This is a genomic window from Jatrophihabitans lederbergiae, assembly GCF_031845305.1.
Taxonomy (GTDB): Bacteria; Actinomycetota; Actinomycetes; order Mycobacteriales; family Jatrophihabitantaceae; genus Jatrophihabitans_A; species Jatrophihabitans_A lederbergiae.
The window spans coordinates 41,633-65,345 of sequence record NZ_JAVREH010000001.1 but is presented as its reverse complement, the minus strand read 5'-3'; the positions used below and the strand labels follow the sequence as shown (position 1 = coordinate 65,345).

General features: G+C 69.6%; 16 protein-coding genes and 1 pseudogene. 14 read left to right on the top strand and 3 right to left on the bottom strand.

Annotated features, from left to right (window positions below; all coding sequences use genetic code 11):
* Positions 1–36: 36 nt before the first annotated feature.
* The 13 genes from RM423_RS00285 (at position 37) to RM423_RS00225 (ending at position 19,619) form a co-directional block, all read left to right on the top strand.
* Positions 37–471 carry an NfeD family protein gene (locus tag RM423_RS00285; protein ID WP_311420984.1) on the top strand — a complete coding sequence of 145 codons (435 nt, stop codon included), beginning with the start codon at positions 37–39 and terminating at the stop codon, positions 469–471.
* Positions 472–553: 82 nt separating this feature from the next.
* Positions 554–1,870 (top strand): SPFH domain-containing protein, encoded by a 1,317-nt coding sequence (locus tag RM423_RS00280; protein ID WP_311420983.1) that lies wholly within the window; start codon positions 554–556, stop codon positions 1,868–1,870.
* A 179-nt stretch (positions 1,871–2,049) separates the two neighbouring features.
* Positions 2,050–4,164 (top strand): glycogen debranching protein GlgX, encoded by a 2,115-nt coding sequence (glgX, locus tag RM423_RS00275; RefSeq protein ID WP_311420982.1) that lies wholly within the window; start codon positions 2,050–2,052, stop codon positions 4,162–4,164.
* Positions 4,164–6,506, top strand: coding sequence for a malto-oligosyltrehalose synthase (gene treY / locus RM423_RS00270; RefSeq protein WP_311420981.1), 2,343 nt, complete (start codon positions 4,164–4,166; stop codon positions 6,504–6,506). The genes glgX and treY overlap by 1 nt, the downstream gene beginning before the upstream one ends.
* A gap of 80 nt (positions 6,507–6,586) precedes the next feature.
* On the top strand, positions 6,587–8,350 hold the full coding sequence (treZ, locus tag RM423_RS00265; protein ID WP_311420980.1) for a malto-oligosyltrehalose trehalohydrolase: 1,764 nt from the start codon (positions 6,587–6,589) through the stop codon (positions 8,348–8,350).
* A gap of 156 nt (positions 8,351–8,506) precedes the next feature.
* Positions 8,507–10,297, top strand: a complete 1,791-nt coding sequence (treS, locus tag RM423_RS00260) for a maltose alpha-D-glucosyltransferase (protein WP_311420979.1) — start codon at positions 8,507–8,509, stop codon at positions 10,295–10,297.
* Complete coding sequence (locus RM423_RS00255; RefSeq protein WP_311420978.1) at positions 10,294–11,721, top strand: maltokinase N-terminal cap-like domain-containing protein; 1,428 nt, start codon at positions 10,294–10,296, stop codon at positions 11,719–11,721. Before treS ends, RM423_RS00255 begins: the two co-directional genes overlap by 4 nt.
* On the top strand, positions 11,718–14,216 hold the full coding sequence (gene glgB / locus RM423_RS00250) for a 1,4-alpha-glucan branching protein GlgB (RefSeq protein ID WP_311420977.1): 2,499 nt from the start codon (positions 11,718–11,720) through the stop codon (positions 14,214–14,216). The genes RM423_RS00255 and glgB overlap by 4 nt, the downstream gene beginning before the upstream one ends.
* Positions 14,217–14,307: 91 nt before the next feature.
* The gene (locus tag RM423_RS00245; protein WP_311420976.1) at positions 14,308–14,985 is read left to right on the top strand and encodes a PadR family transcriptional regulator; all 678 of its coding nucleotides are present in this window, start codon (positions 14,308–14,310) and stop codon (positions 14,983–14,985) included.
* The gene (locus RM423_RS00240) at positions 14,982–15,746 is read left to right on the top strand and encodes an ABC transporter ATP-binding protein (protein ID WP_311420975.1); all 765 of its coding nucleotides are present in this window, start codon (positions 14,982–14,984) and stop codon (positions 15,744–15,746) included. The genes RM423_RS00245 and RM423_RS00240 overlap by 4 nt, the downstream gene beginning before the upstream one ends.
* A 13-nt stretch (positions 15,747–15,759) precedes the next feature.
* Positions 15,760–17,325, top strand: a complete 1,566-nt coding sequence (locus tag RM423_RS00235; RefSeq protein WP_311420974.1) for an ABC transporter permease — start codon at positions 15,760–15,762, stop codon at positions 17,323–17,325.
* Positions 17,240–18,520, top strand: coding sequence for an FtsX-like permease family protein (locus RM423_RS00230; RefSeq protein ID WP_311420973.1), 1,281 nt, complete (start codon positions 17,240–17,242; stop codon positions 18,518–18,520). Before RM423_RS00235 ends, RM423_RS00230 begins: the two co-directional genes overlap by 86 nt.
* Positions 18,521–18,623: 103 nt before the next feature.
* Complete coding sequence (locus RM423_RS00225) at positions 18,624–19,619, top strand: pirin family protein (protein WP_311420972.1); 996 nt, start codon at positions 18,624–18,626, stop codon at positions 19,617–19,619.
* 124 nt (positions 19,620–19,743) lie between these two features.
* Here RM423_RS00225 and RM423_RS00220 read toward each other — a convergent pair whose 3' ends face one another.
* The 3 genes and pseudogenes from RM423_RS00220 to RM423_RS00210 form a co-directional block, all read right to left on the bottom strand.
* Positions 19,744–20,727 carry a tetratricopeptide repeat protein gene (locus RM423_RS00220; protein WP_396327531.1) on the bottom strand — a complete coding sequence of 328 codons (984 nt, stop codon included), beginning with the start codon at positions 20,725–20,727 and terminating at the stop codon, positions 19,744–19,746.
* A 196-nt stretch (positions 20,728–20,923) separates the two neighbouring features.
* Positions 20,924–21,795: pseudogene (locus RM423_RS00215) on the bottom strand (aldo/keto reductase).
* Positions 21,796–21,919: 124 nt separating this feature from the next.
* Positions 21,920–22,435, bottom strand: a complete 516-nt coding sequence (locus RM423_RS00210; RefSeq protein ID WP_311420969.1) for a MarR family winged helix-turn-helix transcriptional regulator — start codon at positions 22,433–22,435, stop codon at positions 21,920–21,922.
* 72 nt (positions 22,436–22,507) lie between these two features.
* Here RM423_RS00210 and RM423_RS00205 point away from each other — a divergent pair, with 72 nt between their 5' ends.
* On the top strand, positions 22,508–23,713 hold the full coding sequence (locus RM423_RS00205; protein ID WP_311420968.1) for an acyl-CoA dehydrogenase family protein: 1,206 nt from the start codon (positions 22,508–22,510) through the stop codon (positions 23,711–23,713).

Sequence of the window (23,713 nt, the reverse complement as noted above, 5' to 3'; positions counted from 1 at the left end):
GCGGGCAGAACCGCCATAGCGTGGTTCCATGGGGGCGTGCACGATTGGCTGCTCTGGCTCATCCTCGCCGCGGCGTTGGCGGGTGCTGAGACGCTGTCGCTGGACCTGGTGCTGATCATGTGCGCGGGCGGCGCCGCGGCGGGCGGCGTGGGCGCGGCGGCGGGACTGCCACCGGCGGCGCAGGTCGCCGTCGCTATCGCCGGCGCGCTGGCGCTGTTGCTGTTCGTCCGGCCGGTCGCCAAGCGCCACCTCACCGGGACAGACACGACTCTGGACGGGACCAGCGCGCTGGTCGGTACGAACGCCATCGTGCTGAGCACGGTCGACGCCAAGGGCGGCCGGGTCCGGCTCAATGGCGGCGAGTGGTCGGCCCGATCCTACGACGAGACCCAGGTGATCCCGGTGGGCGCCAGCGTGCAGGTGATGCAGATCAGCGGCGCGACCGCGCTCGTCTGGACCCACACGCTGTGAAAACCCGATCCCGCACCCGAGACGCAGACCCAGCACCGCCGAGAGCCAGTGAGACCGCACAGATCTCTGAGAAGGAGTCAGCATGGACGCTGTACTGATCGCGGTGTTGATCGTCGCCGCGCTTGTCGTCATCACGCTGCTGCGCAGCGTTCGGATCGTGCCGCAGGCGCGCGCGTCGGTGGTCGAACGGCTGGGCCGGTACACCCGCACCCAGGGTCCCGGGGTAGCCGTGCTGGTGCCTTTCGTGGACCGGATGCGGCCGCTGATCGACATGCGCGAGCAGGTCGTCAGCTTCCCGCCGCAACCGGTGATCACCTCCGACAACCTCACGGTGGGCATCGACTCGGTCATCTACTTCCAGGTCACCGACCCGCGCTCGGCCACGTATGAGATCCAGAACTACATCCAGGCCGTCGAGCAGCTCACCATCACGACGCTGCGCAACGTGGTCGGCTCCCTGAACCTGGAGCAGACGCTGACCAGCCGGGACGGCATCAACACCCAGCTGCGCGGGGTGCTGGACGAGGCCACCGGCCCGTGGGGAATCCGGGTCGCCCGGGTCGAGATCAAGGCGATCGAGCCACCGCCTTCCATCCGCGACGCCATGGAGAAGCAGATGCGGGCCGACCGCGACAAGCGCGCGATCATCCTTTCCGCCGAAGGGCAACGGGAATCAGCCATCAAGACCGCCGAGGGTCAGAAGGCGGCGCAGATCCTGTCGGCCGAGGGTGCGAAGACGGCCACGATCCTCGCCGCGGAAGCGGACCGGCAGTCCCGCATCCTGCGCGCGGAGGGCGAGCGCGCCGCCCGTTACCTCAGCGCCCAGGGCCAGGCCAAGGCGATCGAGACGACCTTCAACGCGATTCACGCCGCGAAGCCGGACCCGGCGCTGCTCGCCTACCAGTACCTGCAGACGCTGCCCCAGATAGCTCAGGGCGACGCCAACAAGATGTGGATCGTGCCGAGCGAGTTCTCCAAGGCACTCGAAGGCCTGGCCGGCCTCGCGGGCGCGGCCGGCAGCGCGGCGGCAGGCACTGGGCGCACCGCCAGCACCGACGGTGCTGGGGGCACCGCCAGCACTGCTGGAGGCACCCCGTCCTGGCTGTCGGCGACCAGCACCGGCGGTCCGAACGCGGCAGCCGACACCCCGCCCGGGGAGAAGATCGACACCGAGGGCTGGTTCGACTCCAACCTGCCGCCCGCCGCGGCCCAGCCCGAGGCCGGCAACCTGCGGGCCTCGGACGGCGATCCCGACTCGTTACTGGCGCACGAGGGCCTCGACGACCAGCCCGCAACGGCGCTGCCGTCCGTCCCGCCGCTGCCCACCGTGCCGCCCCTCAGCACCGCGACGGAGCAGCTCACGGGCTCGGACCAGCTCAACGGCTCGAGCGAACACTGAGTGGGCCAGCACTGAGTGGGCCAGCACTGAGGTAGCGCGGCGTCAGCGGTGGCGCGTGCCGTCGGACGCTGTCGGTAATATCTCCTCCGAACCCCCCGCTTACCGGGGGCTGCTCGTCCGGCCAGTTGCGAGCATCTGGAACGCTGGGGAATCAGCGTTTCGGGCAATCAAGGAGACTCATGCAGATCTGGCCAGGCACCGCGTACCCGCTCGGTGCAACCTACGACGGCTCGGGCACCAACTTCGGCCTCTTCAGCGACATCGCTGACCGGGTCGAGCTGTGCCTGTTCGACGCCGACGGCACCGAGACCCGGATCGACCTTCCGGAGGTCGACGGCCTGGTCTGGCACGCCTTCGTACCAGGTATCGAGCCCGGTCAGCTCTACGGCTACCGCGTGCATGGGCCCCATGACCCCGAGAACGGTCAGCGGTGCAACCCCAACAAGCTGCTGCTCGACCCGTACGCGAAGGCCATTCACGGCACCTTCGACTGGGAGCAGTCGCTGTTCGGCTACAACTTCGGCGACCCCGACAGCCGCAACGATGACGACTCGGCCGAGCACATGCCGAAGTCCGTGGTGATCAACCCGTTCTTCGACTGGGGCGTCGACCGGCCCCCGAAGCGCCAGTACGCCGACACCGTGATCTACGAGGCGCACATCAAGGGCCTCACCGAGCGGCACCCGGGCCTGCCGGAGGAGCTTCGCGGCACCTACGCCGGCGTCGCGCACCCGCTGATCATCGAGCACCTGCACTCCATCGGCGTGACCGCGATCGAGCTGATGCCCGTCCACCACTTCGCCAACGACTCCACGCTGATAGACAAGGGCCTGAGCAATTACTGGGGTTACAACACCATCGGCTTCCTGGCGCCGGACTCCAAGTACAGCTCGTCGACCACGCCCGGCGGCCAGGTGCAGGAGTTCAAGACCATGGTGCGCGCGCTGCACGCCGCCGACATCGAGGTCATCCTCGACGTGGTCTACAACCACACCGCCGAGGGCAACCACCTGGGTCCGACGGTCAGCTTCCGCGGCATCGACAACGCCGCGTACTACCGGCTCGAAGAGGACGACAAGCGCTACTACACCGACTACACCGGTACCGGCAACAGCCTCAACGTCCGGCATCCGCACTCGCTGCAGCTGATCATGGACTCGCTGCGGTACTGGGTCACCGAGATGCACGTCGACGGCTTCCGCTTCGACCTCGCCGCCACCCTGGCCCGCGAGTTCTACGACGTGGACCGGCTGTCGAGCTTCTTCGAACTCGTGCAGCAGGACCCGACCGTCAGTCAGGTCAAGCTCATCGCCGAGCCGTGGGACATCGGCCCCGGCGGGTACCAGGTCGGCAACTTCCCGCCGCAATGGACTGAATGGAACGGCAAGTACCGCGACACCGTCCGTGACTTCTGGCGCGCCGAGCCGGCCACTCTCGGCGAGTTCGCGGCCCGGCTCACCGGCTCGGCCGACCTGTACGAGCACTCCGCCCGCCGGCCCGTCGCCAGCATCAACTTCGTCACCGCGCACGACGGCTTCACGCTGCGCGACCTGGTGTCGTACAACGAGAAGCACAACGAGGCCAACGGCGAGAACAACAACGACGGCGAGAGCCACAACCGGTCGTGGAACTGCGGCGTCGAGGGCCCGACGGATGACCCCGGGATCAACGCGCTGCGCGCGCGGCAGCAGCGCAACCTCATCGCGACACTGTTCCTGTCGCAGGGCGTTCCGATGCTCTGCCATGGTGACGAGCTCGGCCGCACCCAGCACGGCAACAACAACGGCTACTGCCAGGACAACGAGCTGACCTGGATCGACTGGAAGTCCGCGGACGAGGCGCTGATGGCGTTCACCAGCCGCATCGCCGCCCTTCGCCGGGAGCACCCGGCGTTCCGCCGCCGCCGGTTCTTCGACGGCCGGCCGATCAAGCGCAAGGGTGAAGAGAGCCTGCCCGACATCGCCTGGTTGCGTCCGGACGGTAGCGAGATGACCGATGAGGACTGGGACTCCGGCTTCGGCCGGTCGGTCGCGGTGTTCCTCAACGGCGCGGCCATTCCGGGCACCGACGAGCGCGGCGGCCCGGTCACCGACGACTCGTTCCTGCTCTGCTTCTCCGCCCACGACGAGCCGATCGACTTCCAGCTCCCCGGTCTCGGTGACGAGGTCTGCTGGCAGGTCGTCATCGACACTGCCTCGGACGAGCTGGCCGGCGACGACGAGAAGCCGTTCGCGCCGGGCAGTACGGTGCCGGTTCAGCCACGCACGCTGGTCGTGCTGCAGAGGATGAGCTGATGGCGGTTCCCACCTCGACGTACCGGCTGCAGATCCGGCAGCAGTTCCCGCTCAGCGCGGCGGCCGAGGTGGCGGACTACCTGAAGACGCTGGGGGCGGACGCGGTCTACCTGTCCCCCATCCTGCAGGCCACCTCAGGCTCCGACCACGGTTACGACCTCACCAGCCATGACCGGGTGGACCCCGAGCGTGGCGGTGAGCAGGGGCGCCTCGACGTGGTCGCCAAGGCGCGCGAGCTCGGGCTCGAGGTCGTCGTAGACATCGTCCCCAACCACATGGGCGTCGCCGACGCGGCGCAGAACAAGGCCTGGTGGGAGCTGCTCCGTCTCGGCAGCGAGGGCGAGCACGCCGCCTGGTTCGACGTCGACTGGAAGGCAGGCGGCGGCCGCATCAAGCTGCCTGTCCTCGGGGACGACTTCACCGACGACCAGCTCACCCTGGAAGACGGCGAGCTGCGCTACTTCGAGCACCGCTTCCCGATCGCACCCGGCACGGCGCCCGGGGGGGCGACCCCCGCCGAGGTGCACGGGCGCCAGCACTACGAGCTGGTCAGCTACCGGCGGGCGGACGCCGAGCAGAACTACCGGCGCTTCTTCGCCGTCACCGATCTGGCCGGCATCCGGGTCGAGAACCGTGCCGTCTTCGACGCCACCCATGCCGAGCTCCTGCGCTGGGTTTCCACCGGCGGCGTCGACGGAATCCGGATCGACCACCCGGACGGCCTCGCCAACCCGGCCGAGTACCTGGAGTGGCTGGCCGCGGCCGCGCCCGACTCGTGGATCACGGTGGAGAAGATCACCGAGCCCGGGGAGCTGCTGCCCGAACAGTGGCCGGTCGCCGGCACCACCGGGTACGACGCGCTGGCCGAGGTCAACTCGCTGCTCTACGACCCGGCCGACGAGGCCACGGCCAGCAGCCGGTACCGGTCGCTCACCGGCGATGACCGGGACTGGGGCAGCCATGTCGCACAGGGCAAGAGGCTGGTCGCCACCACCATCCTGCACGCGGAGCTGCTGCGCATCGGGCGGGCCGTCCGGGCCGCGGCACCGGACCTGGCCGACGGCGACGAGCTCGTGGTCGCGGCCCTCACCGAGCTGGCTGTCGCGTTTCCGGTGTACCGGTCCTACCAGCCGGTGGGCAACGAGCAGTTGCGTGCGGCCGTCCAGTTGGCGACCTCGCGCAAACCCGAGCTCGCCGGCACCTTCGACGCGCTGCTCCCGCTGCTGGCTGGCGGGGACCGGGAGGTCACCGTCCGCTTCGAGCAGGCGACCGGTGCCATCATGGCCAAGGGCGTCGAGGACACCGCCTACTACCGCTACAACCGGGCCATCGGCCTGAACGAGGTCGGCGGAGATCCCGGCAGCTTCGGCAGCACGGTCGCGGAGTTCCACGCCGCGCAGGAACAGCGCCAGCGGCTGCTGCCCGAGTCCATGACCACGCTGTCCACCCACGACACCAAGCGCAGCGAGGACGTCCGGGCCCGGGTCGCGGTGCTGCCCGAACTCGGCGAGCGCTGGTACGCGGCTGCCGAGCAGCTGATGCAGCGCTGCCCGCTGCCCGACCAGAGCTTCGGCTACCTGCTCTGGCAGACGTTCGTCGGAGCCGGCTGGATCGAGCCGGAGCGGATGCACGCCTATGCCGAGAAGGCGATGCGCGAGGCCAGTGCGGGGACCGGCTGGCGCGACTCGGATGCCGACTTCGAGGCAGCGGTACACGCGGTGGTCGATCGGGCTTATGTCGACAAGGAGATCTACAACCTGCTCGACGACCTGATGGCCGAGGTGACGCCGCACGGCTGGTCCAACAGCCTGTCGCAGAAGCTGGTGCAACTCACCATGCCCGGCATCCCCGACGTCTACCAGGGCACCGAGCTGTTCGACTATTCCCTGGTGGATCCGGACAATCGGCGTCCGGTCGACTTCGACCTGCGGCGGCAGTTGCTGAGTGAGCTCGACAGCCGTCCGGCGCATTCGGTCAATAGCGGCCGGTCCAGTACGCCGGGACTGCAGCTCGAGATGATCGGAAAGGCGAAGCTGTGGCTGACCGCGTGCGTGCTGCGGTTGCGCAGGCTGCACCCGGACCGGTTCAGCTCGTACACGCCGCTGACCGCGGCGGGCGAGGCGGCCGAGCACGTGGTGGCCTTCGACCGTGGCGGCGCGATCACCGTGGCGACCCGGCTTCCGGTCGGCCTGCAGCGCGCCGGGGGGTGGCACGACACCGCGGTGACCCTGCCCAACGGCCGCTACCGGGACGATCTCACCGGCCACGAGTACAGCGGCACCGTCGAGGTGGCCGTGCTGCTCGCGGACTACCCGGTCGCCCTGCTGGCCCTCAGCGACTGAGCTTTCCGGACCAGACAATTTCCCAGAGGGACGGCCTGAGCAGACAGGTCCGAGCGCGACAGCAAGGACGAGGCAACACGATGCGACCGGCAGTATGGGCACCGGACAGCCAGCGCGTGCGCGCGGTGATCGCCACCGGCGAGGATCAGCGGCAGACAGAGCTTGCCAGGGACGCCTTCCGTTCCGGCTGGTGGCAGCTCGACGAGGACCTGCCGCCGGGCACCCGGTACGGCTACCTGGTGGACGACGACGAGACGGCCGTCCCCGACCCGCGCTCGCGGCGGTTGCCCGACGGCGTACACGGCCTCACCGAGGTCTATAACACCCAGGCGCACCAGTGGCAGGACTCCGGCTGGCAGGGCCGGAAGCTCGCCGGCGGCGTGATCTATGAGCTGCACGTCGGCACTTTCACCAGGGGCGCGACGCTCGACTCGGCCATCGAGCGGCTCGATCATCTGGTGGAGCTCGGGATCAGCCACGTCGAACTGCTGCCGCTCAACGCGGTCAACGGCACCTGGAACTGGGGCTACGACGGCGTGGCCTGGTACGCGGTGCACGAGCCGTACGGCGGCCCGGACGCGCTGAAGCGGTTCGTCGACGCCTGCCACGCCCGGGGTTTGGCTGTGGTGCTGGACGTGGTCTACAACCACCTCGGCCCGAGCGGGAACTACCTGCCCAAGTTCGGGCCGTACCTCAAGACCGGTCGCAACACCTGGGGTGACCTGGTCAACCTGGACGGCCCCGGCAGCGACGAGGTCCGCCGCTACATCCTGGACAACGCCCTGATGTGGCTGGGTGAGTTCCATATCGACGGTCTGCGCCTGGACGCGGTGCACGCCCTGGTGGACTCCTCCGAGACCCACCTGCTGCAGCAGTTGGCGACCGAGGTGGGCCGGCTGAGCGCTAAGGCCGGCCGGCCGCTGCCGCTGATCGCCGAGTCCGATCTGAACGACCCGAAGCTGATCACCCCGCAGGCCGAGGGCGGCTACGGCCTGGACGCGCAGTGGGACGACGACGTTCATCACGTGCTGCACGCGATGCTCTCCGGCGAGCGGCACGGCTACTACAGCGACTTCGGATCGCTGCCGAGCCTGGCCAAGGTACTCACCCGGGCGTTCTTCCACGACGGGACGTACTCCAGCTTCCGGGGCCGCACCCACGGCAAGCCGGTGGACCGCGAACGCACTCCGGGCTGGCGGTTCGTGGCCTTCCTGCAGGATCACGACCAGGTCGGCAACCGGGCGGCCGGGAACCGGCTGTCCGAGCTGGTGTCGCCGGGACTGCTGGGCGTCGGGGCGACGCTGCTGCTCACCTCGCCGTTCACCCCGATGCTGTGGATGGGTGAGGAGTGGGCGGCCCGTACCAGGTGGCCCTTCTTCACCTCGCATCCGCAGGCCGACCTGGGCAAGGCCGTCAGCGAGGGCCGGGTCGCCGAGTTCGCCGACCACGGCTGGGACACCGCCGCGATGGTGGACCCGCAGGACCCGGCCGCCTACCACGACTCGGTGCTGGACTGGTCCGAGCCCGAGGGCGGCGAGCACGCGCGGGTGCTGCGGCTGTACCGCGACCTGATCCGGCTCCGCGCGAGCAATCCCAGCCTGGCCGATCCCCGGCTCGGCGAGGTCTCGGTCGACTTCGACGAGGATCGCAACTGGGTGGTCGTGCACCGCGGTGAGTTCCGGGTCGTGGCCAATCTCGCCGGCCGGCCGCAGACCGTCGAGGTACCGGGCGCCGGCGAGATCGTGTTCGCCACCGGCTCGACCGCCGAGCTGGACGAATCCCCGGGTGGGACGTCCGGCGTACGGTTGTCGGCCGAATCGGCAGCCATCGTACGGGTGGCATAAGCCGCCTAACCAGCCGAGCCCTGCCCACGCCAACTCAGCCGAGTGAGCCGTGCCTGCTCGAGGCGAACTCAGCCGAGTGAGCGGCCTGTGAGGGAGATTTCGACGTGGCAGACTCGCAAACACATGCATCAGGAGCGTCGGCGATTGGAACCCGAAGTGAATCACCCTGCGTCCACCACGCCTGATCCCGAGTGGTTCAAGCGTGCTGTCTTCTATGAGGTGCTGGTCCGCGGCTTCGCCGACTCCAACGGCGACGGCACGGGCGATCTGCAGGGGCTCACCGACAAGCTCGACTATCTGAGCTGGCTCGGGGTGGACTGCCTCTGGCTGCCACCCTTCTTTCCGTCCCCGCTGCGGGACGGCGGCTACGACGTCGCCGACTTCACCGATGTGCTGCCGGAGTTCGGCACCGTCGAGGACTTCCGGGACTTCCTCAACGCGGCGCACGACCGCGGCATCCGGGTGATCATCGACTTCGTCATGAACCACACCTCCGACCAGCACCCGTGGTTCCAGGAGTCGCGCAACCATCCGGACGGCCCCTACGGCGATTTCTACGTCTGGGCCGACGACGACACCCGGTGGCCCGACGCGCGGGTGATCTTCGTCGACACCGAGCCCTCGAACTGGACGTTCGACCCGGTGCGCAAGCAGTACTTCTGGCACCGGTTCTTCTCTCACCAGCCCGACCTGAACTTCGACAACCCGGCCGTCTTCGACGCGATCATGGACGCCATCAGGTTCTGGCTGGACATGGGCATCGACGGCTTCCGGCTCGACGCGGTGCCCTACCTGTTCGAGCGTGACGGCACCAACGGCGAGAACCTGAAAGAGACCCACGACGTCCTCAAGCGGATTCGCAAGGAGGTCGACGACAACTATCCCGACCGGGTGCTGCTGTGCGAGGCCAACCAGTGGCCCGACGACGTGGTCGAGTACTTCGGCGACTTCGACTCCGGTGGCGACGAGTGCCACATGGCCTTCCACTTCCCGGTGATGCCGCGGATCTTCATGGCCGTCCGCCGCGAGAGCCGCTACCCGATCTCCGAGATCCTGGCGCAGACACCGTCGATCCCGGACAACTGCCAGTGGGGAATCTTCCTGCGCAATCACGACGAGCTGACCCTCGAGATGGTCACCGACGAAGAGCGCGACTACATGTGGAACGAGTACGCCCAGGACCCCCGGATGAAGGCCAACATCGGCATCCGGCGGCGGCTCGCCCCGCTGCTCGACAACGACCTCAACCGCATCGAGCTGTTCACCGCTCTGCTGCTGTCGCTGCCGGGTTCGCCGGTGCTGTACTACGGCGACGAGATCGGGATGGGCGACAACATCTGGCTCGGTGACCGTGACGGCGTCCGGACCCCGATGCAGTGGACGCCCGACCGCAACGCCGGCTTCTCCAACTGCGATCCGGGACGGTTGTACCTGCCGGTCAACCTGGACTCCGTCTACGGCTATCAGGTCACCAACGTCGAGTCCCAGACCCGCAACACGTCCTCGCTGCTGCACTGGACGCGGCGAATGATCATGCTGCGCAAGGCCAATCCCGCCTTCGGCATGGGAACCTTCACCGACCTGGGCGGCTCCAACCCGGCGGTGCTGTCCTTCGTCCGGGCGTTCGGCGACGACATCGTGCTGTGCGTGAACAACCTGTCCCGATTCCCACAGGCCGTCGAGTTGGACCTGCGGGCGTGGGAGGGTGCCGAGCCGATGGAGATGACGGGCGGCAGCCGCTTTCCCGCGATCGGCGAGTTGCCCTACCTGCTCACCGTCGCGGGCCACGGCTTCTACTGGCTGCGCATTCCGGCGCACCAACTGCAGGCCGGAACCGGCCTGCCGGCCTCCGAGGGTTCCGGCTGGGGTTCGCTTCCCGAAGCATTCACCGAAGACACCGATGAGGTTTCGCCCGATGGTGACAACAGGAATGGGGTAACTGGGTGAGGATCGACACCGCTGAGGTCACGCGCGTCCTACCGGAATGGCTCGGCCGTCAGCGCTGGTACGCGGGCAAGTCCCGGTCCGGCTCCGTCGCGGCACGCCTGCTCGCGACGCTCGCGCCGCCCACCGAGAACGCCCAGCCGACGCTCACCGGGGACCGGGAGGACCAGCAGGCGGCCGGGGTGCAGATCTGGATCGCCGACGTGACCTATCCGGACGGGGTGGAGCACTACCAGGTTCCGTTGGCCTTGCGGACGCAGCGCGTCGAGCACCTCGACCGCGCCTTCGTGGGCTCGGTGACCGACCTCGACAGCGGTCAGTCCGTCGAGCTCTACGATGCCCTGTACGACAAAGAGGTGACCGGCGTCTGGCTCCGGGCGATGGCCGAGGAGTCGGTTCTCGACGGGGTGACCTTCGTCCGGGACGCCGCCGCCTCCGAGATCCCGGTGTCCGAGTCCAGCCTGGTGCTCAGCGGCGAGCAGTCGAACACCTCCCTGGTCTTCGGCGACGCGGCCATCATGAAGGTGTTCCGCAGGCTCGAGCCAGGGCTCAACCCCGACATCGAGATCCACGCCGCGTTCGCCGAGATCGGCGGCCGCCACGTGGCGAAGCTGCTGGGCCACGTCACCACCGAGCGCGACGATGAGCTGTGGAGCCTGGCCATGCTGCAGGAGTTTCTGACCACGGCCACCGACGGCTGGCAACTGGCGACCGCCAGCGTGCGTGACCTGATGGCCGAGGGCGACCTGCACGCCGACGAGGCCGGTGGCGACTTCGCCGCCGAGGCGAACCGGCTGGGCATGTCCACCGCCGAGGTGCACGCGGACCTCCGGACGGCGTTCGGCACGACCGTGCTCGACAGTGCCCAGCTTCGCGAGCGCGCCGCGGCGATGAATACCCGGCTCGACGCGGCGCTGCACGAGGTTCCGCAGCTGGCCGACGTCGCCGAGGGCCTGCGCAAGGCCTACGACGACTTCGCCGAGATCAGCGAGCCCGTGACGGCGCAGCGGGTGCACGGCGACCTGCACCTGGGCCAGGTGCTGCGCACCTCGCACCGGTGGGTGATCCTCGACTTCGAGGGGGAGCCCGCCAAGGCGATCACCGAGCGCCAGGCGAACGATTCCCCGATCCGCGACGTCGCCGGGATGCTGCGCAGCTTCGACTACGCGGCGCGGCACCAGCTCATCGACATGGGCGCGACTCCGCAGTCGGAGTTCCGCGCGGCCGAGTGGGCCCAGCGCAACCGCGACGCCTTCTGCAATGGCTGGGCCGAGGCCGGCGGCAACGAGCCCGCCGCCTCCGCCGTCCTGCTGCGGGCGTTCGAGGCCGACAAGGCCGTGTACGAGGCGGTGTACGAGGCACGCAACCGCCCCAACTGGCTTCCGATTCCCCTGGCGTCTCTGCACCGATTGGCGGAAACCGCATGAGCACAAGGCAGAACCCGAGCGGTGCGGGCAATAAGCCGCGTTCCACGACCAACCGCGACGCGCGCGCGACCAAGGCCACGGCTCCGGCCGCTGAGCCGGTGACGCCCCCAACGGCCGCTGAGCCGGCGGTCACCGAACCAGCGGTCACTCCCACGGCCGCCGACCCGACGGCACCGATCGCCGGTGGGCCGGGCTCCAGCGACCCGGCCGCGATTCCCGGCCCCGACCCGGTGGGCAGCCCGGCAGTCACGTCCGGAACCGCCCCCGCAGTCGTGGCACCGAGCGTGGTTCCGGACCAGGCCGAGCTGGACCGCCTGATCGAGGGCACCCACGCGCAGCCGCACTCGGTGCTCGGCCAGCACCCGCTCGCGCCGGGCCGCACGGCGATCCGCACCCTGCGCCCCGAGGCCAGTGCGGTCAGTGTCGTGGTGCAGGGCGACCGGACGCCCCTGGAGCAGGTGCATCCCGGCGGCATCTTCAGCGGCGTGATCGACTCCGATCCCACCGACTATCGGCTCGAGGTCAGTTACGGCGACCAACAGGTCCTCGTCGACGATCCGTACCGGTGGCTGCCCACGCTCGGCGACCTGGACCTGCACCTGCTCGGCGAGGGCCGGCACGAGCAGCTGTGGAACGTCCTCGGCGCGCACGTCCGCACGTACGACACCCCCGCCGGTGAGGTCACCGGAACGTCCTTCGCGGTGTGGGCACCGAACGCCCGCGCAATCCGGATCGTCGGCGACTTCGACTACTGGTCCGGGCGGTCGTTCCCGATGCGCTCGATGGGAGCGACCGGTATCTGGGAACTCTTCGTCCCCGGCGTCGGCGACGGCGTCCGGTACAAGTTCCAGATCCTGGGCGCGGACGGCCAGTGGCGCGACAAGGCCGACCCGATGGCGTTCGCGACGGAGGTGCCGCCCGCGACCGCCTCGGTGGTGTTCACCTCGCAGCACGAGTGGAACGACGCCGAGTGGCTGGCCAAGCGGGCCGAGACACCGTGGCATGCCTCGCCGATGTCGGTCTACGAGGTGCACCTGGGGTCGTGGCGGCTGGGACTGAGCTACCGCGAGCTCGCCACCGAGCTGGTCGACTACGTCCGCTCCACCGGATTCACCCACGTCGAGTTCCTGCCCGTCGCCGAGCACCCGTTCGGCGGGTCGTGGGGCTACCAGGTGTCCTCCTACTTCGCGCCGACCTCGCGGTTCGGCGACCCCGACGACTTCCGGTACCTGGTCGACGCGCTGCACCAGGCCGGCATCGGCGTCATCGTGGACTGGGTTCCGGCCCACTTCCCGAAGGACGCGTTCGCCCTCGCCCGCTTCGACGGCACGCCGCTGTACGAGCACGGTGACCCGCGCCGGGGCGAGCAGCCCGACTGGGGCACGTACGTGTTCAACTTCGGGCGCAGCGAGGTCCGCAACTTCCTGGTGGCCAACGCGCTGTACTGGCTGGAAGAGATGCACGTCGACGGCCTGCGGGTCGATGCCGTCGCGTCGATGCTCTATCTCGACTACTCGCGCAAGGCGGGCGAGTGGCTGCCCAACATCCACGGTGGTCGCGAGAACCTCGAGGCGGTGGCCTTCCTGCAGGAGATGAACGCCACCGTCTACAAGCGGGTGCCCGGCGTCATGACGATCGCCGAGGAGTCCACGTCCTGGCCCGGCGTCACCAGGCCCACCCATCTCGGCGGCCTCGGGTTCGGGTTCAAGTGGAACATGGGCTGGATGCACGACACGCTCGGCTACATCCAGCACGACCCGGTGCACCGGCAGTACCACCACCACGAGATGACGTTCTCCATGGTGTACGCGTACTCCGAGAACTACGTGCTGCCGTTCAGCCACGACGAGGTCGTGCACGGCAAGGGCTCGCTGCTGAACAAGATCCCGGGCGACCGCTGGCGCCAGCTGGCCACCCTGCGCGCGCTGTACGGGTTCATGTGGGCGCACCCCGGCAAGCAGTTGATCTTCCAGGGCTCGGAGTTCGCCCAGGGCGGCGAGTGGAGCGAGAGCCGGTCGCTGGACTGGTGGCTGCTCGATGGCGCGGACCATGCGGGGGTGCTGCGGGTGATCACCGACCTCAATCAGCAGTACCGCGATACCCGCGCGCTGTGGTCCCAGGACACCCTGCCAGCGGGCTTCGACTGGATCGACGCCAACGACGCCAGCGGCAACGTGTTCTCGTTCCTGCGCTGGGGCGATGACGGCTCGGTGCTGGCGTGCGTCGCGAACTTCTCGGCCGGACCGCACGAGGACTACCGGCTCGGGCTGCCGATCCAGGGTCGCTGGGACGAGATCCTCAACACCGACGCCGCGATCTACGGTGGCTCGGGGGTCGGCAACCTCGGCGCCGTCACCGCCGACGGGCCCAGCTGGCACGGCCAGCCGACCTCGGCGTCGGTGCGCGTTCCGCCGCTCGGCGCGATCTGGCTGCGCTACTTCGCCGAGGGTGTCGCCGATGCCGAGATCGCCGCCGCAGAGGGCTCACCCAGCTGAACACGGGAGGCGCCGACACGCGGTGAATCAGCCGGACGCTTGACGTCTCCTTGGATACCGAGTATGCATACCGGATATCCAAGGAGGCATCATGTCCGTGAAGCACGGGTTGCTGACCCTGCTCGACCGTGGTCCCATGCACGGCTATCAACTTCGCGCGGAGTTCGAAAGCTCCACCGGCGCGACCTGGCCGCTCAATATCGGGCAGGTGTATTCGACCCTGTCCCGGCTGGAGCGCGACGGGCTCGTCACCCCGGTGGACGGCGGCGACGAGTCGCAGCGGCTCTACGCCATCACCCCCGCCGGGCAGGCGGAGATCAGCGCCTGGTTCGCAACGCCGGTCGCCGGTGAGCCCGCACGCAACGAGGTCGCCATCAAGCTCGCCTTCGCGGCCGGTTCTCCCGGCTGCGATGTCTCCGCCGTCGTCCAGACCCAGCGGCGGGCCACCATCAAGGCGCTACAGGACTACACCCGCGCCCGTGAACGCGCCGGGTCCGACCTGCCCTGGCAGCTGGTGGCCGATTCGCTCATCTTCGCCGCGGAGGCCGAGATCCGGTGGCTGGACCACTGCGAGACCAAGCTGGCGATGGCAGCCGCCCGGCGCGAGCGGACGGCAGCGTCGCAACGAACCACAGCCGGCGCGGAAGCGACCGCCGGCACAGCCGCCACCGCCCGTCCAGCGGGCGCAGCGGGCACAGCACCCACCGCGCGCGCCGCTGGCACAGGTGCCGGGACCCGGGCGACCGGCAGCGACCGGGACGCGCGATGACCGCCCGGCCGAGCACCTTCGACGAGATCTCCGAGGCCGGCACCGCCGTGCTGCACCTGCGCCGGGTGGTGCGGACGTACGGTTCTGGCGACCTGCAGGTGCACGCGCTGGCCGGCATCGACCTCACCGTCCAGGCGGGCGAGCTGGTCGCGATCATGGGGCCTTCTGGCTCCGGCAAGTCCAGCCTGCTCACCATCGCCGGTGGCCTCGACTCCCCCACGTCCGGCGACGTGCTGGTCAACGGCGAGAGCCTGACCAGCAAAACCGCCAAGCAGCTGGCCGCCCTGCGCCGCCGGTCCATCGGCTACGTCTTCCAGCAGCTGAACCTCATCCCGTCGCTGACCGCGGCCGAGAACATCATGCTGCCTCGCGAACTGGACGGGGTGGCGTCACGGCAGGCGCGTCGGGAGGCCCGCGCCGCGCTCGCCGAAGTCGACCTGGAGGACCTGGCGAACCGGTTTCCCGACGAGATGTCCGGCGGCCAGCAGCAGCGGGTCGCCATTGTCCGGGCGCTGATCGGCGCGCGGAAGCTGATCCTGGCCGACGAGCCCACCGGAGCGCTGGACTCGCACACCGGTGAGGACGTGCTCCGGTTGCTGCGCGGCCGGTGCGACGCCGGCGCGGCCGGCGTGCTGGTGACTCACGACGCCCGGCACGCGGGTTGGGCGGACCGGGTGGTCTTCCTGCGCGACGGCGCGGTCATCGACCAGACCGAGCCGGCACCCACCCCGGACTCGCTGCTGCGTTCGGCCGGCAGATGAGGTCGGTCAGCAGATGAGGTCGGTCAGCCCCGCCTGGGGAGCCCTGTTACGGATGGGACGGCGGCAGGTCCGGCGCAATCGGTTGCGCAGCCTGCTGATCGTGGCCCTGATCGCGATTCCGGTCGCGGCCGTGTCCCTCGTGGACGTGCTGGTTCGCAGCAACCCGCTCAGCCCGGCTCAGCGGGTGGAGTCAGTGCTCGGCGGTGCCGACGCGCAGGTGCGGTGGTACGGCGCCGGCCCGATCGAGCAGTCCCCGGACGGTGACAACTTCAATCAGGATGCCAACGCGGCGGCTGGTGGAGCCGCGGCCACCGGGTCGGCCAATAGTGGAGCCCCAGCCAGCGGGTCGGCCAATAGTGGAGTTCCAGCCAGCGGGTCGGCTGGTGGAGGTGCGGCGCCGGCGATCAAGCCGCCAACGACCGGGCAGGTCCAGGCCTGGCTGCCCGGTCCCGGGATCATCAGTCCGGACCGCTCCCGTCCGGTGCTCATCAAGACCGAGGCCGGCGCGATCTCGACGAGCCTGTCGGCACTCGACCTGACGGTGGCGGGCACCCGGCCGGCGGTGAGCCTCGTCGCGGGCGACTGGTCGGCAGCCGCCGGTGGCGTCGCGCTAAGCGATGATCTGGCCCGGCGGGCCGGTCTCGCGGTCGGGGACACGCTCACGCTGCGCCGACCGCGGGCAGAGTTGAAGGTGGTGGCGATCACCCATGCGAAGTACGGCGGCACCGGGTCCGCCACCGTCTCACCGGCCGTCTTCACCGCGCTGCCCGGCGCCACTCAGGACAACCAGGAGTCGCTGAGCTGGACGGTGTCGCGGCCCGGAGGGGTCAGCTGGGCAGACGTGGTGCGGCTCAACCAGCACGGGCTGCAAGTGATGTCGCGGCAGGTTCTGCTCGACCCGCCGCCGCGGTCGGAGGTTCCGTACTACCGGCAGGGCGGCGGGGCCCAGCCCGGCGCGAGCACCATGGTCACCGTAGCGGTGGCGGTCGGCATGGCGATCCTGCAACTGGCCCTGCTGGCCGGCCCCGCGTTCGCGGTGAGCGCCCGCCGACGGCGACACGACATGGCGCTGATCGCCGCGATCGGCGGGAATCGGAAGGTGCTGCGCCGCACCATGCTCGCCGAGAGCATCGTGCTCGGCGTGCTGGCCAGCGGGCTCGGTTGCACCGTCGGAATCGGAGCGGCGATCGGCTACCGGGCCGTGCAGCCCGGCGTCCTCGGCCCGCTGCGCCTGCACTGGCTGGAACTGGCCGGAACCATGGCGCTCGGACTGCTGTCGGCCGTGGCCGGAGCGCTGCTGCCCGCCGTGTCCGCCGCGCGACTGGACGTGGTGGCGGCACTGGCGGGCCGGCGTGGCGCCACCCGGGCGCCGTGGCGGCTGTCCGCGGTCGGCATGGGCGCCGTCGTCCTCGGCTTCGTCGCCGGCGGGTTCGGTACGTCCCAGAGCCAGGTGCTCTACATCCCTGCCCGGGCTGGCGCTGTGCGAGCTCGGCGTGGTCGCCCTGACCCCGGGCATGCTGAGCCTCACCGGACGCCTGGCGCCCCGGCTACCGGTGGCTTCCCGGATCGCGCTGCGTGACGCCGCCCGCAACCGGAGTGCGGCCGTTCCCGCGCTCGCGGCCGTGCTGGCCGCGACCACTGCGAGCATCGCCATCGCGATCTACGTCTCCAGCTTGTCCGCACGCGACCGGATGCAGTACCAGCCCCAGTTGCCCAGCGGCATGGTAAGTGTCGGCCTGCCCTCTGACCAGCCGGAACTGGCGAGCATCGCGGCCTCGGCGTTGAGGTCACGGCTGGACACCACGCGGGTCGATGTCCTGAGTTTCAACAGCTGCTCGGACAACCACTGTCTGGGGCTCGACGTGGTGCGGCCCGAGCGCAACCAGTGCCCGGCGGTGCAGACCGACCCGGCCGATCTCCGTTGCAAGCAGGACTCGGTGACGCTGGCGCCAGGACTTGTGCTCGCACCGAATCAGCTCGGAGCCGTGTTCGACAGGATCGATCCAGCCGACGCGGCGGCGCTCAAGGCCGGCAAGGTGCTGGTCGGCTCGTCGCTGGATCTGGACGGTCCCGGCACGGTGAAGGTCATTCAGCGCAAGGCCGACGGCAACACCGCCGAGCCCGAGCCGGTCTCGCTGCCCGCTGCCGTTCTCGCGTCCCGGACCGGGTTCGTCATTGCGACACTGGTGTCGCCGGCGACGGCAGCCGGGCTGCACTTCGACGTCCGTCCGTCAGCTGCCCTGGCGCACCTCAGCTCGCCGGTCACCGACCGGCAGGAGCAGGCGCTCACGGCCGCACTGGACGACAACGGCCTCTCGGCCTACATCGAGAGGGGCTACATCGACCGGTACCGGGTGGGCATCCTGGTGACGCTGCTGGCCGCGGTCATCGTCGCGATGGGCGCCACCGCGCTCGCCACCGCGCTCGCCGTGGTCGACTCTCGACCTGACCTTGCGACCCTGTGGGCCATCGGGGCCAGCCCCGGGGTACGCAGGCGGCTCAGCGTGGCCCGTGCGGGCGTGGTCGGGCTACTCGGCGTTGTGCTCGGGACGGCGCTGGGCTTCATACCGCCGATCATCGTGCTCGACATCGCGCGGCGGCATGCCCGCCAGTACGGCGGTCCGCTGGCCGAACTCACCGATCCCCATCCGCTGGCGATCCCCTGGTGGCCCAACATTCTGGGGACGGCGGTACTGATTCCGCTGGCGGCGATGGTGATCGCCGGGCTGATGACGCGGGCCGGGCCACCGAAGCCGCTGGCAACGAGCGGCTGACGAGTGAGCCGACAAGCGGCTCGCAGATAGTGGAATAGAGCTGCGGTGCCTCCGGTTGAGGCCTATAGTTGCATACGCAACGATCTTTAGGAGGCTGAAGACCATGGCTGCCGTTACCGCCGACACCACCACCCTGCCCCGCATCGCCGCAGCAACCCTCGGCGACGTCGAGCGCCCCGTGCTGGCTGTGTCCAGCGCACCGGCCGGCACCGAGGGCGAGGGCTTCCCGGTCCGCCGCACGATGGCCGGCATCGACTACCGCCACCTGGACCCGTTCATCATGATGGACCACATGGGCGAGGTCGACTACGCCGCCGGCGAGCCCAAGGGAACGCACTGGCACCCGCACCGCGGCTTCGAGACGGTGACGTACCTGATCGAGGGCCAGTTCATCCACCAGGACACCCACGGCGGTGGCGGCGTCATCACCGAGGGGTCCACGCAGTGGATGACCGCGGGCGCCGGCCTGCTGCACATCGAGACTCCCCCCGAGAAGCTGGTCGAGGAGGGTGGGCTGTTCCACGGCTTCCAGCTCTGGGTCAACCTGCCGGCCAAGGACAAGTTCCTCAGCCCGAACTACCAGGGCATCTCCTCCGGCCAGATCACGCTGCTCGCCAGCGCCGACGGCGGCTCGCTGCTGCGGGTCATCGCCGGCGAGGTCGACGGCCACCAGGGCCCCGGCTCGACGCACACCCCGATCACGCTGCTGCACGCCTCGGTCTCACCCGGCGCCCAGCTGTCCATGCCGTGGCAGCCGACGTACAACGCGCTGGCGTACGTGATGGCAGGCACCGGCACGGTGGGACCGAAGGCCGAGCCGATCTACGCCGGCCAGCTCGCCGTGTTCGGCCCCGGTGACCGGATCACCCTCAGCGCCGGTGCGCGTCAGGACAGCCGCACCAGCTCGCTCGAGGTGATCCTGCTCGGCGGCGAGCCGATCCGCGAGCCGATGGCGCACTACGGTCCCTTCGTCATGAACACCCGGGCGGAGTTGCAGCAGACCATGCAGGACTACCAGGCAGGCAAGCTCGGCATCATCCCGCCGAACGCGATCATGCCGCACGTCGCCCGCGGCCAGCGCAACCCGCTGGAGAAGTAACCCCGCGCCAACGAATCCCGGGCAACCGGGCTCCACGGCTCGGGTGACAACGACAACAGCCGCCGTCCGAAAGGACGGCGGCTGTTTCGCGCTATGGCACCATCCGTCAGAACCCGGCGACCGCTCAGAACAGGGCGTTCGCCAGGTCCCGGCGCGCCGGGGGCACCCGCGGGTCATCGGGGCCGAGCAGCTCGAAGTACTCCACCAGGCGGTCCCGGACCAGCGTGCGCTCGCCGCCGCGCAGCCTTCGGACCAGCTCGATCAGGCGGCCCAGCGCGGCGGGAATGTCGTTCGCGGCCAGCTCGGCATCCGCGGCGGCGAGCTGCGCCTCGACATCGTCCGGCGTGGCCGCGGCGGCAACGATGGCGTCCGGCGGCAGCACCGAGAGCCGCCGCAGTAACCCGACCTGACGCAGCGCCAGCTGGGCCTCGGTGTTGGCCGGTTCCATGGACAGAATCGCCTGGTACCGCTCAGCCGCCAGGTCGAAGTCCCCGGCCTCCAGGGCGTCCTCGGCGGTGGTGAACCGCTCGTCCTCGGGCTCAGCCGGCGCCGCGGCCTCCTCGACCGTACCTGCCGCCCCGTTCGGAGCCGCGCCGGACAGCCCCGCTTGTGAAGCGGCTTCGAGCAGAGCGCTCAGGAACTCCCGGACCTGCGCCTCCGGCAGCGCGCCCTGGAAGCCCGGGACGAGCTGGCCGCCGATGACCGCGAACACCGTGGGGATGCTCTGGACCTGCAGCATCTGGGCGATCCGCTGATTGGCCTCGACGTCGATGGTCGCGAGGATCCAGCTGCCGCCGGACTCGCCGGCCAGCTTCTCGAGCATCGGTGAGAGCTGTTTGCAGGGCTCACACCAGTCCGCCCACAGGTCGAGCAGCACCGGCACCTGGAAGGAACGATCCAGCACCTCGGCCTGGAAGTTGGCCTCGGTGGCCTCGATCACGTGCTGGCCGGCGCTGGGGGCCGGTGCCGCGGCGGCCCGGGCGGCGGCCTCGGATCGGGCTTTCACCGCGCCGAGATCGACCGCTCCGGACATGGCCGCGATCGCGGCGGGCGACGGAGCGGGCGTGGACGAGGAACCAGAACGAGCACCAGGACGCATAGCTCTCATTTTCCAGGTTGGGGCTGAGCCCGTTGTCACCGCCCCGGGGATTCGCCTGCGGAAGGCAGCCACCCAGCGGTGCAGGCCCACGCATGGGGCCTGCCGAGGTAAGTCTAGGACGCGGGCGATTCGGTCCGCATGCACACGATTCCGCATGCACACGGTGAAGGACTCAGCGGTCTGCGGTCAGGCAGTCCACCGGGGGTCAGCTCACCGCGTTGGTGAGTTCCTCGACCTGCTCCGGCGTGAGCGTCACGGCTGCGCGCCGACGTTCTCTTCCAGGTGCGAGACCTTCGACGTGCCGGGAATCGGGAGCACGACCGGGGACTTCGCGAGGAGCCAGGCCAGCGCTACCTGGGACGGCGTGGCGCCGGTGGCGTGCGCGATCGTGTCGACGGGACCACCCGGCTTGGCCAGGTCACCGGCGGCGATCGGGAACCACGGGATGAAGCCGATGCCCTCGGCTGTGGCGTACTCCAGCACAGCCTCGGACTGCCGGGTCGTCAGGTTGTACAGATTCTGCACGGTGGCGATCTCGGCGATCTCGCGAGCCGCCTTGATCTCGTCCACCGTCACCTCGGACAGGCCGATCGCGCCGATCTTGCCCTCGTCCTGCAGTGCCTTCAGCTCGCCGACCTGGTCTGCCAGCGGGACGTCGGGGTCGATGCGGTGCAGCTGGAAGAGCTCGATCCGGTCGAGTTTGAGCCGCCGCAGCGACAACTCGGCCTGCTGGCGCAGGTAGGCCGGGCGGCCGACCGGGGTCCACTGGTCCGGGCCGGTCCGCGTTAGGCCTGCCTTGGTGGCTACCAGGATGGCGTCTGGGTACGGATGTAGCGCCTCGGCGATGATCTCTTCACTGATGCCGGGGCCGTAGGAATCGGCGGTGTCGAGAAAGTCCACGCCGAGCTCCACGGCGCGGCGGACGACGGCAACGGCCTCGACGCGGTCCGCGGGCTCACCCCAGATGCCGGGCCCGGTCAGCCGCATCGCTCCGAAACCGAGTCGGTGGACGGGCTTGCCGGCAATCTCGAACGTGCCGGATTGACCAGCGGACACAACGTCATTATCTGCGCTCATAAAAGTCTCCCGAAGTCGATTGGTGCCTCATGCGGGCCGATTGATGCCTCATGGGACAAGGCAGCATCCGCGGCGGGCATTCCCGGACAGGTGAGACGCGAAAGGCGGGATGCGGCGCGGCCAATCAGTCGACGAAGTCACCGGCGTCGATCCGCAACCGGCGCAGGATGGCGAACAGCCGCTGCAGGTCGTCATGGTCCAGCCCCTCTAGGCCGAACCGGTTCTTGTGCAGCTGCTGGGTGGCCTCGCCGGCGACCCGGCGTCCCTCGTCGGTGATGACGGCCAGCGTGCCGCGTCCGTCCCTGGGGTTGGGCTCGCGCCGCACCAGCCCCGAGACCTCCAGCCGGTCGATGACATTGGTGACGCTGGTGGCGTGCACCTGAAGGCGCTCACCGATCTTGGACAGCGGCAGCGCGCCGGAGGACGAGAACGTCAGCAGGATCAGCGCCTCGTAACGCGAGAAGGTCAGCCCGAACGGGCGCAGGTCCGCGTCCAGGCCGGCGATCAGGATCTGCTGCGCGCGCATGATCGAGGTCACCGCGCGCATCGAGGCGTAGACGGACTCCCCTGCGTCGGGATAGTGCTTGGCCCAGGAATCACCCGCTCGCTCGACGGGATCGAACGGCAGGGGTTCCGACATGGCCGACAGCCTATCGACACCCCGCTCGGCAAGCGCCCCGCCCGCTGGCACGCCAGGACGTATCGTGGCCGCATGAGCACCCCCACCCAGGCCAACTTCGATGCGCTCGGCCGTCTGGACCTACTCGGCCTCGACCAGACGCTGGACAGCGACGATCGGCTGATCCGCGACACGATTCGCCAGTTCGCCACGGAGCAATTGCGCCCGCACATCGCCGAGTGGTTCGAGGCCGGCACCCTGCCGGCGCGTGAACTGGCACTGGAGTTCGGCAAGCTGGGTGTGCTCGGGATGCACCTGGAGGGCTACGACTGCGCCGGGGCCAAGCCTAGCCAGTACGCCCTCGCCTGCACCGAGATCGAGGCGGTCGACTCCGGCCTGCGCTCGCTGGTCAGCGTCCAGGGCTCGCTGGCGATGTACGCAATCCACGCCTACGGCAGCGAGGAGCAGAAGCAGCAGTGGCTCCCCCGGATGGCACGCGGTGAGGCCATCGGCTGCTTCGGGCTCACCGAGCCTGACGCCGGTTCGGACCCCGGCTCGATGCGCACCTACGCCCGCCGGGACGGCAGCGGTGAGCACGCGGACTGGATCCTGCACGGCTCCAAGATGTGGATCACCAACGGCTCGATCTCAGACGTCGCCGTGGTGTGGGCGCGCACCGATGACGGGGTGCGCGGCTTCCTCGTGGAGCAGGGCACGCCCGGGTTCACCAGCTCGGACGTGCACCACAAGATCTCGCTGCGAGCCTCGATCACCTCGGAGCTGAGCTTCGACGAGGTGCGGCTGCCGGCCAGCGCCCAGCTGCCGGAGGCCAGGGGTCTGAAGGCGCCGCTCGGCTGCCTCACCGAGGCCCGGTTCGGCATCGTCAGCGGAGTGGTGGGCGCGGCCCGGGACGCCCTGGCCAGCGCGCTGGACTACGCCGACACCCGCATCCAGTTCGGCAAGCCGATCTCGTCCTTCCAGCTGACCCAGCGCAAGCTCGCCGAGCTGGCGGTCACCGTGCAGAACATGCAACTGGTGGCGCGCCGGCTGGCCGAGCTCAAGGACGCTCACGAGATCCAGCCGCACCAGATCAGCTACGGCAAGTTCTCGAACGTCCGCTCGGCGCTGGAGGTCTGCCGGGAGGCGCGCAGCATCCTGGGTGGTTCCGGCATCACGACGGAATACTCGCCGCTACGGCATGCGGTGAACCTCGAGACGGTCTACACCTACGAGGGGACGCACGAGGTGCACACGTTGGTGCTGGGGCAGCAGCTGACGGGCATTTCCGCCTACCGCTGA

Excerpts from the sequence above, each read along its gene's own strand:
- glgX (WP_311420982.1), top strand. The coding sequence starts at position 2,050 with ATGCAGATCTGGCCAGGCACCGCGTACCCGCTCGGTGCAACCTACGAC.
- treZ (WP_311420980.1), top strand. The coding sequence starts at position 6,587 with ATGCGACCGGCAGTATGGGCACCGGACAGCCAGCGCGTGCGCGCGGTG.
- treY (WP_311420981.1), top strand. The coding sequence starts at position 4,164 with ATGGCGGTTCCCACCTCGACGTACCGGCTGCAGATCCGGCAGCAGTTC.
- RM423_RS00205 (WP_311420968.1), top strand. The coding sequence starts at position 22,508 with ATGAGCACCCCCACCCAGGCCAACTTCGATGCGCTCGGCCGTCTGGAC.
- RM423_RS00225 (WP_311420972.1), top strand. The coding sequence starts at position 18,624 with ATGGCTGCCGTTACCGCCGACACCACCACCCTGCCCCGCATCGCCGCA.
- RM423_RS00245 (WP_311420976.1), top strand. The coding sequence starts at position 14,308 with ATGTCCGTGAAGCACGGGTTGCTGACCCTGCTCGACCGTGGTCCCATG.
- RM423_RS00280 (WP_311420983.1), top strand. The coding sequence starts at position 554 with ATGGACGCTGTACTGATCGCGGTGTTGATCGTCGCCGCGCTTGTCGTC.
- glgB (WP_311420977.1), top strand. The coding sequence starts at position 11,718 with ATGAGCACAAGGCAGAACCCGAGCGGTGCGGGCAATAAGCCGCGTTCC.
- RM423_RS00220 (WP_396327531.1), bottom strand. The coding sequence starts at position 20,727 with ATGAGAGCTATGCGTCCTGGTGCTCGTTCTGGTTCCTCGTCCACGCCC.
- RM423_RS00240 (WP_311420975.1), top strand. The coding sequence starts at position 14,982 with ATGACCGCCCGGCCGAGCACCTTCGACGAGATCTCCGAGGCCGGCACC.
- RM423_RS00235 (WP_311420974.1), top strand. The coding sequence starts at position 15,760 with ATGAGGTCGGTCAGCCCCGCCTGGGGAGCCCTGTTACGGATGGGACGG.
- RM423_RS00210 (WP_311420969.1), bottom strand. The coding sequence starts at position 22,435 with ATGTCGGAACCCCTGCCGTTCGATCCCGTCGAGCGAGCGGGTGATTCC.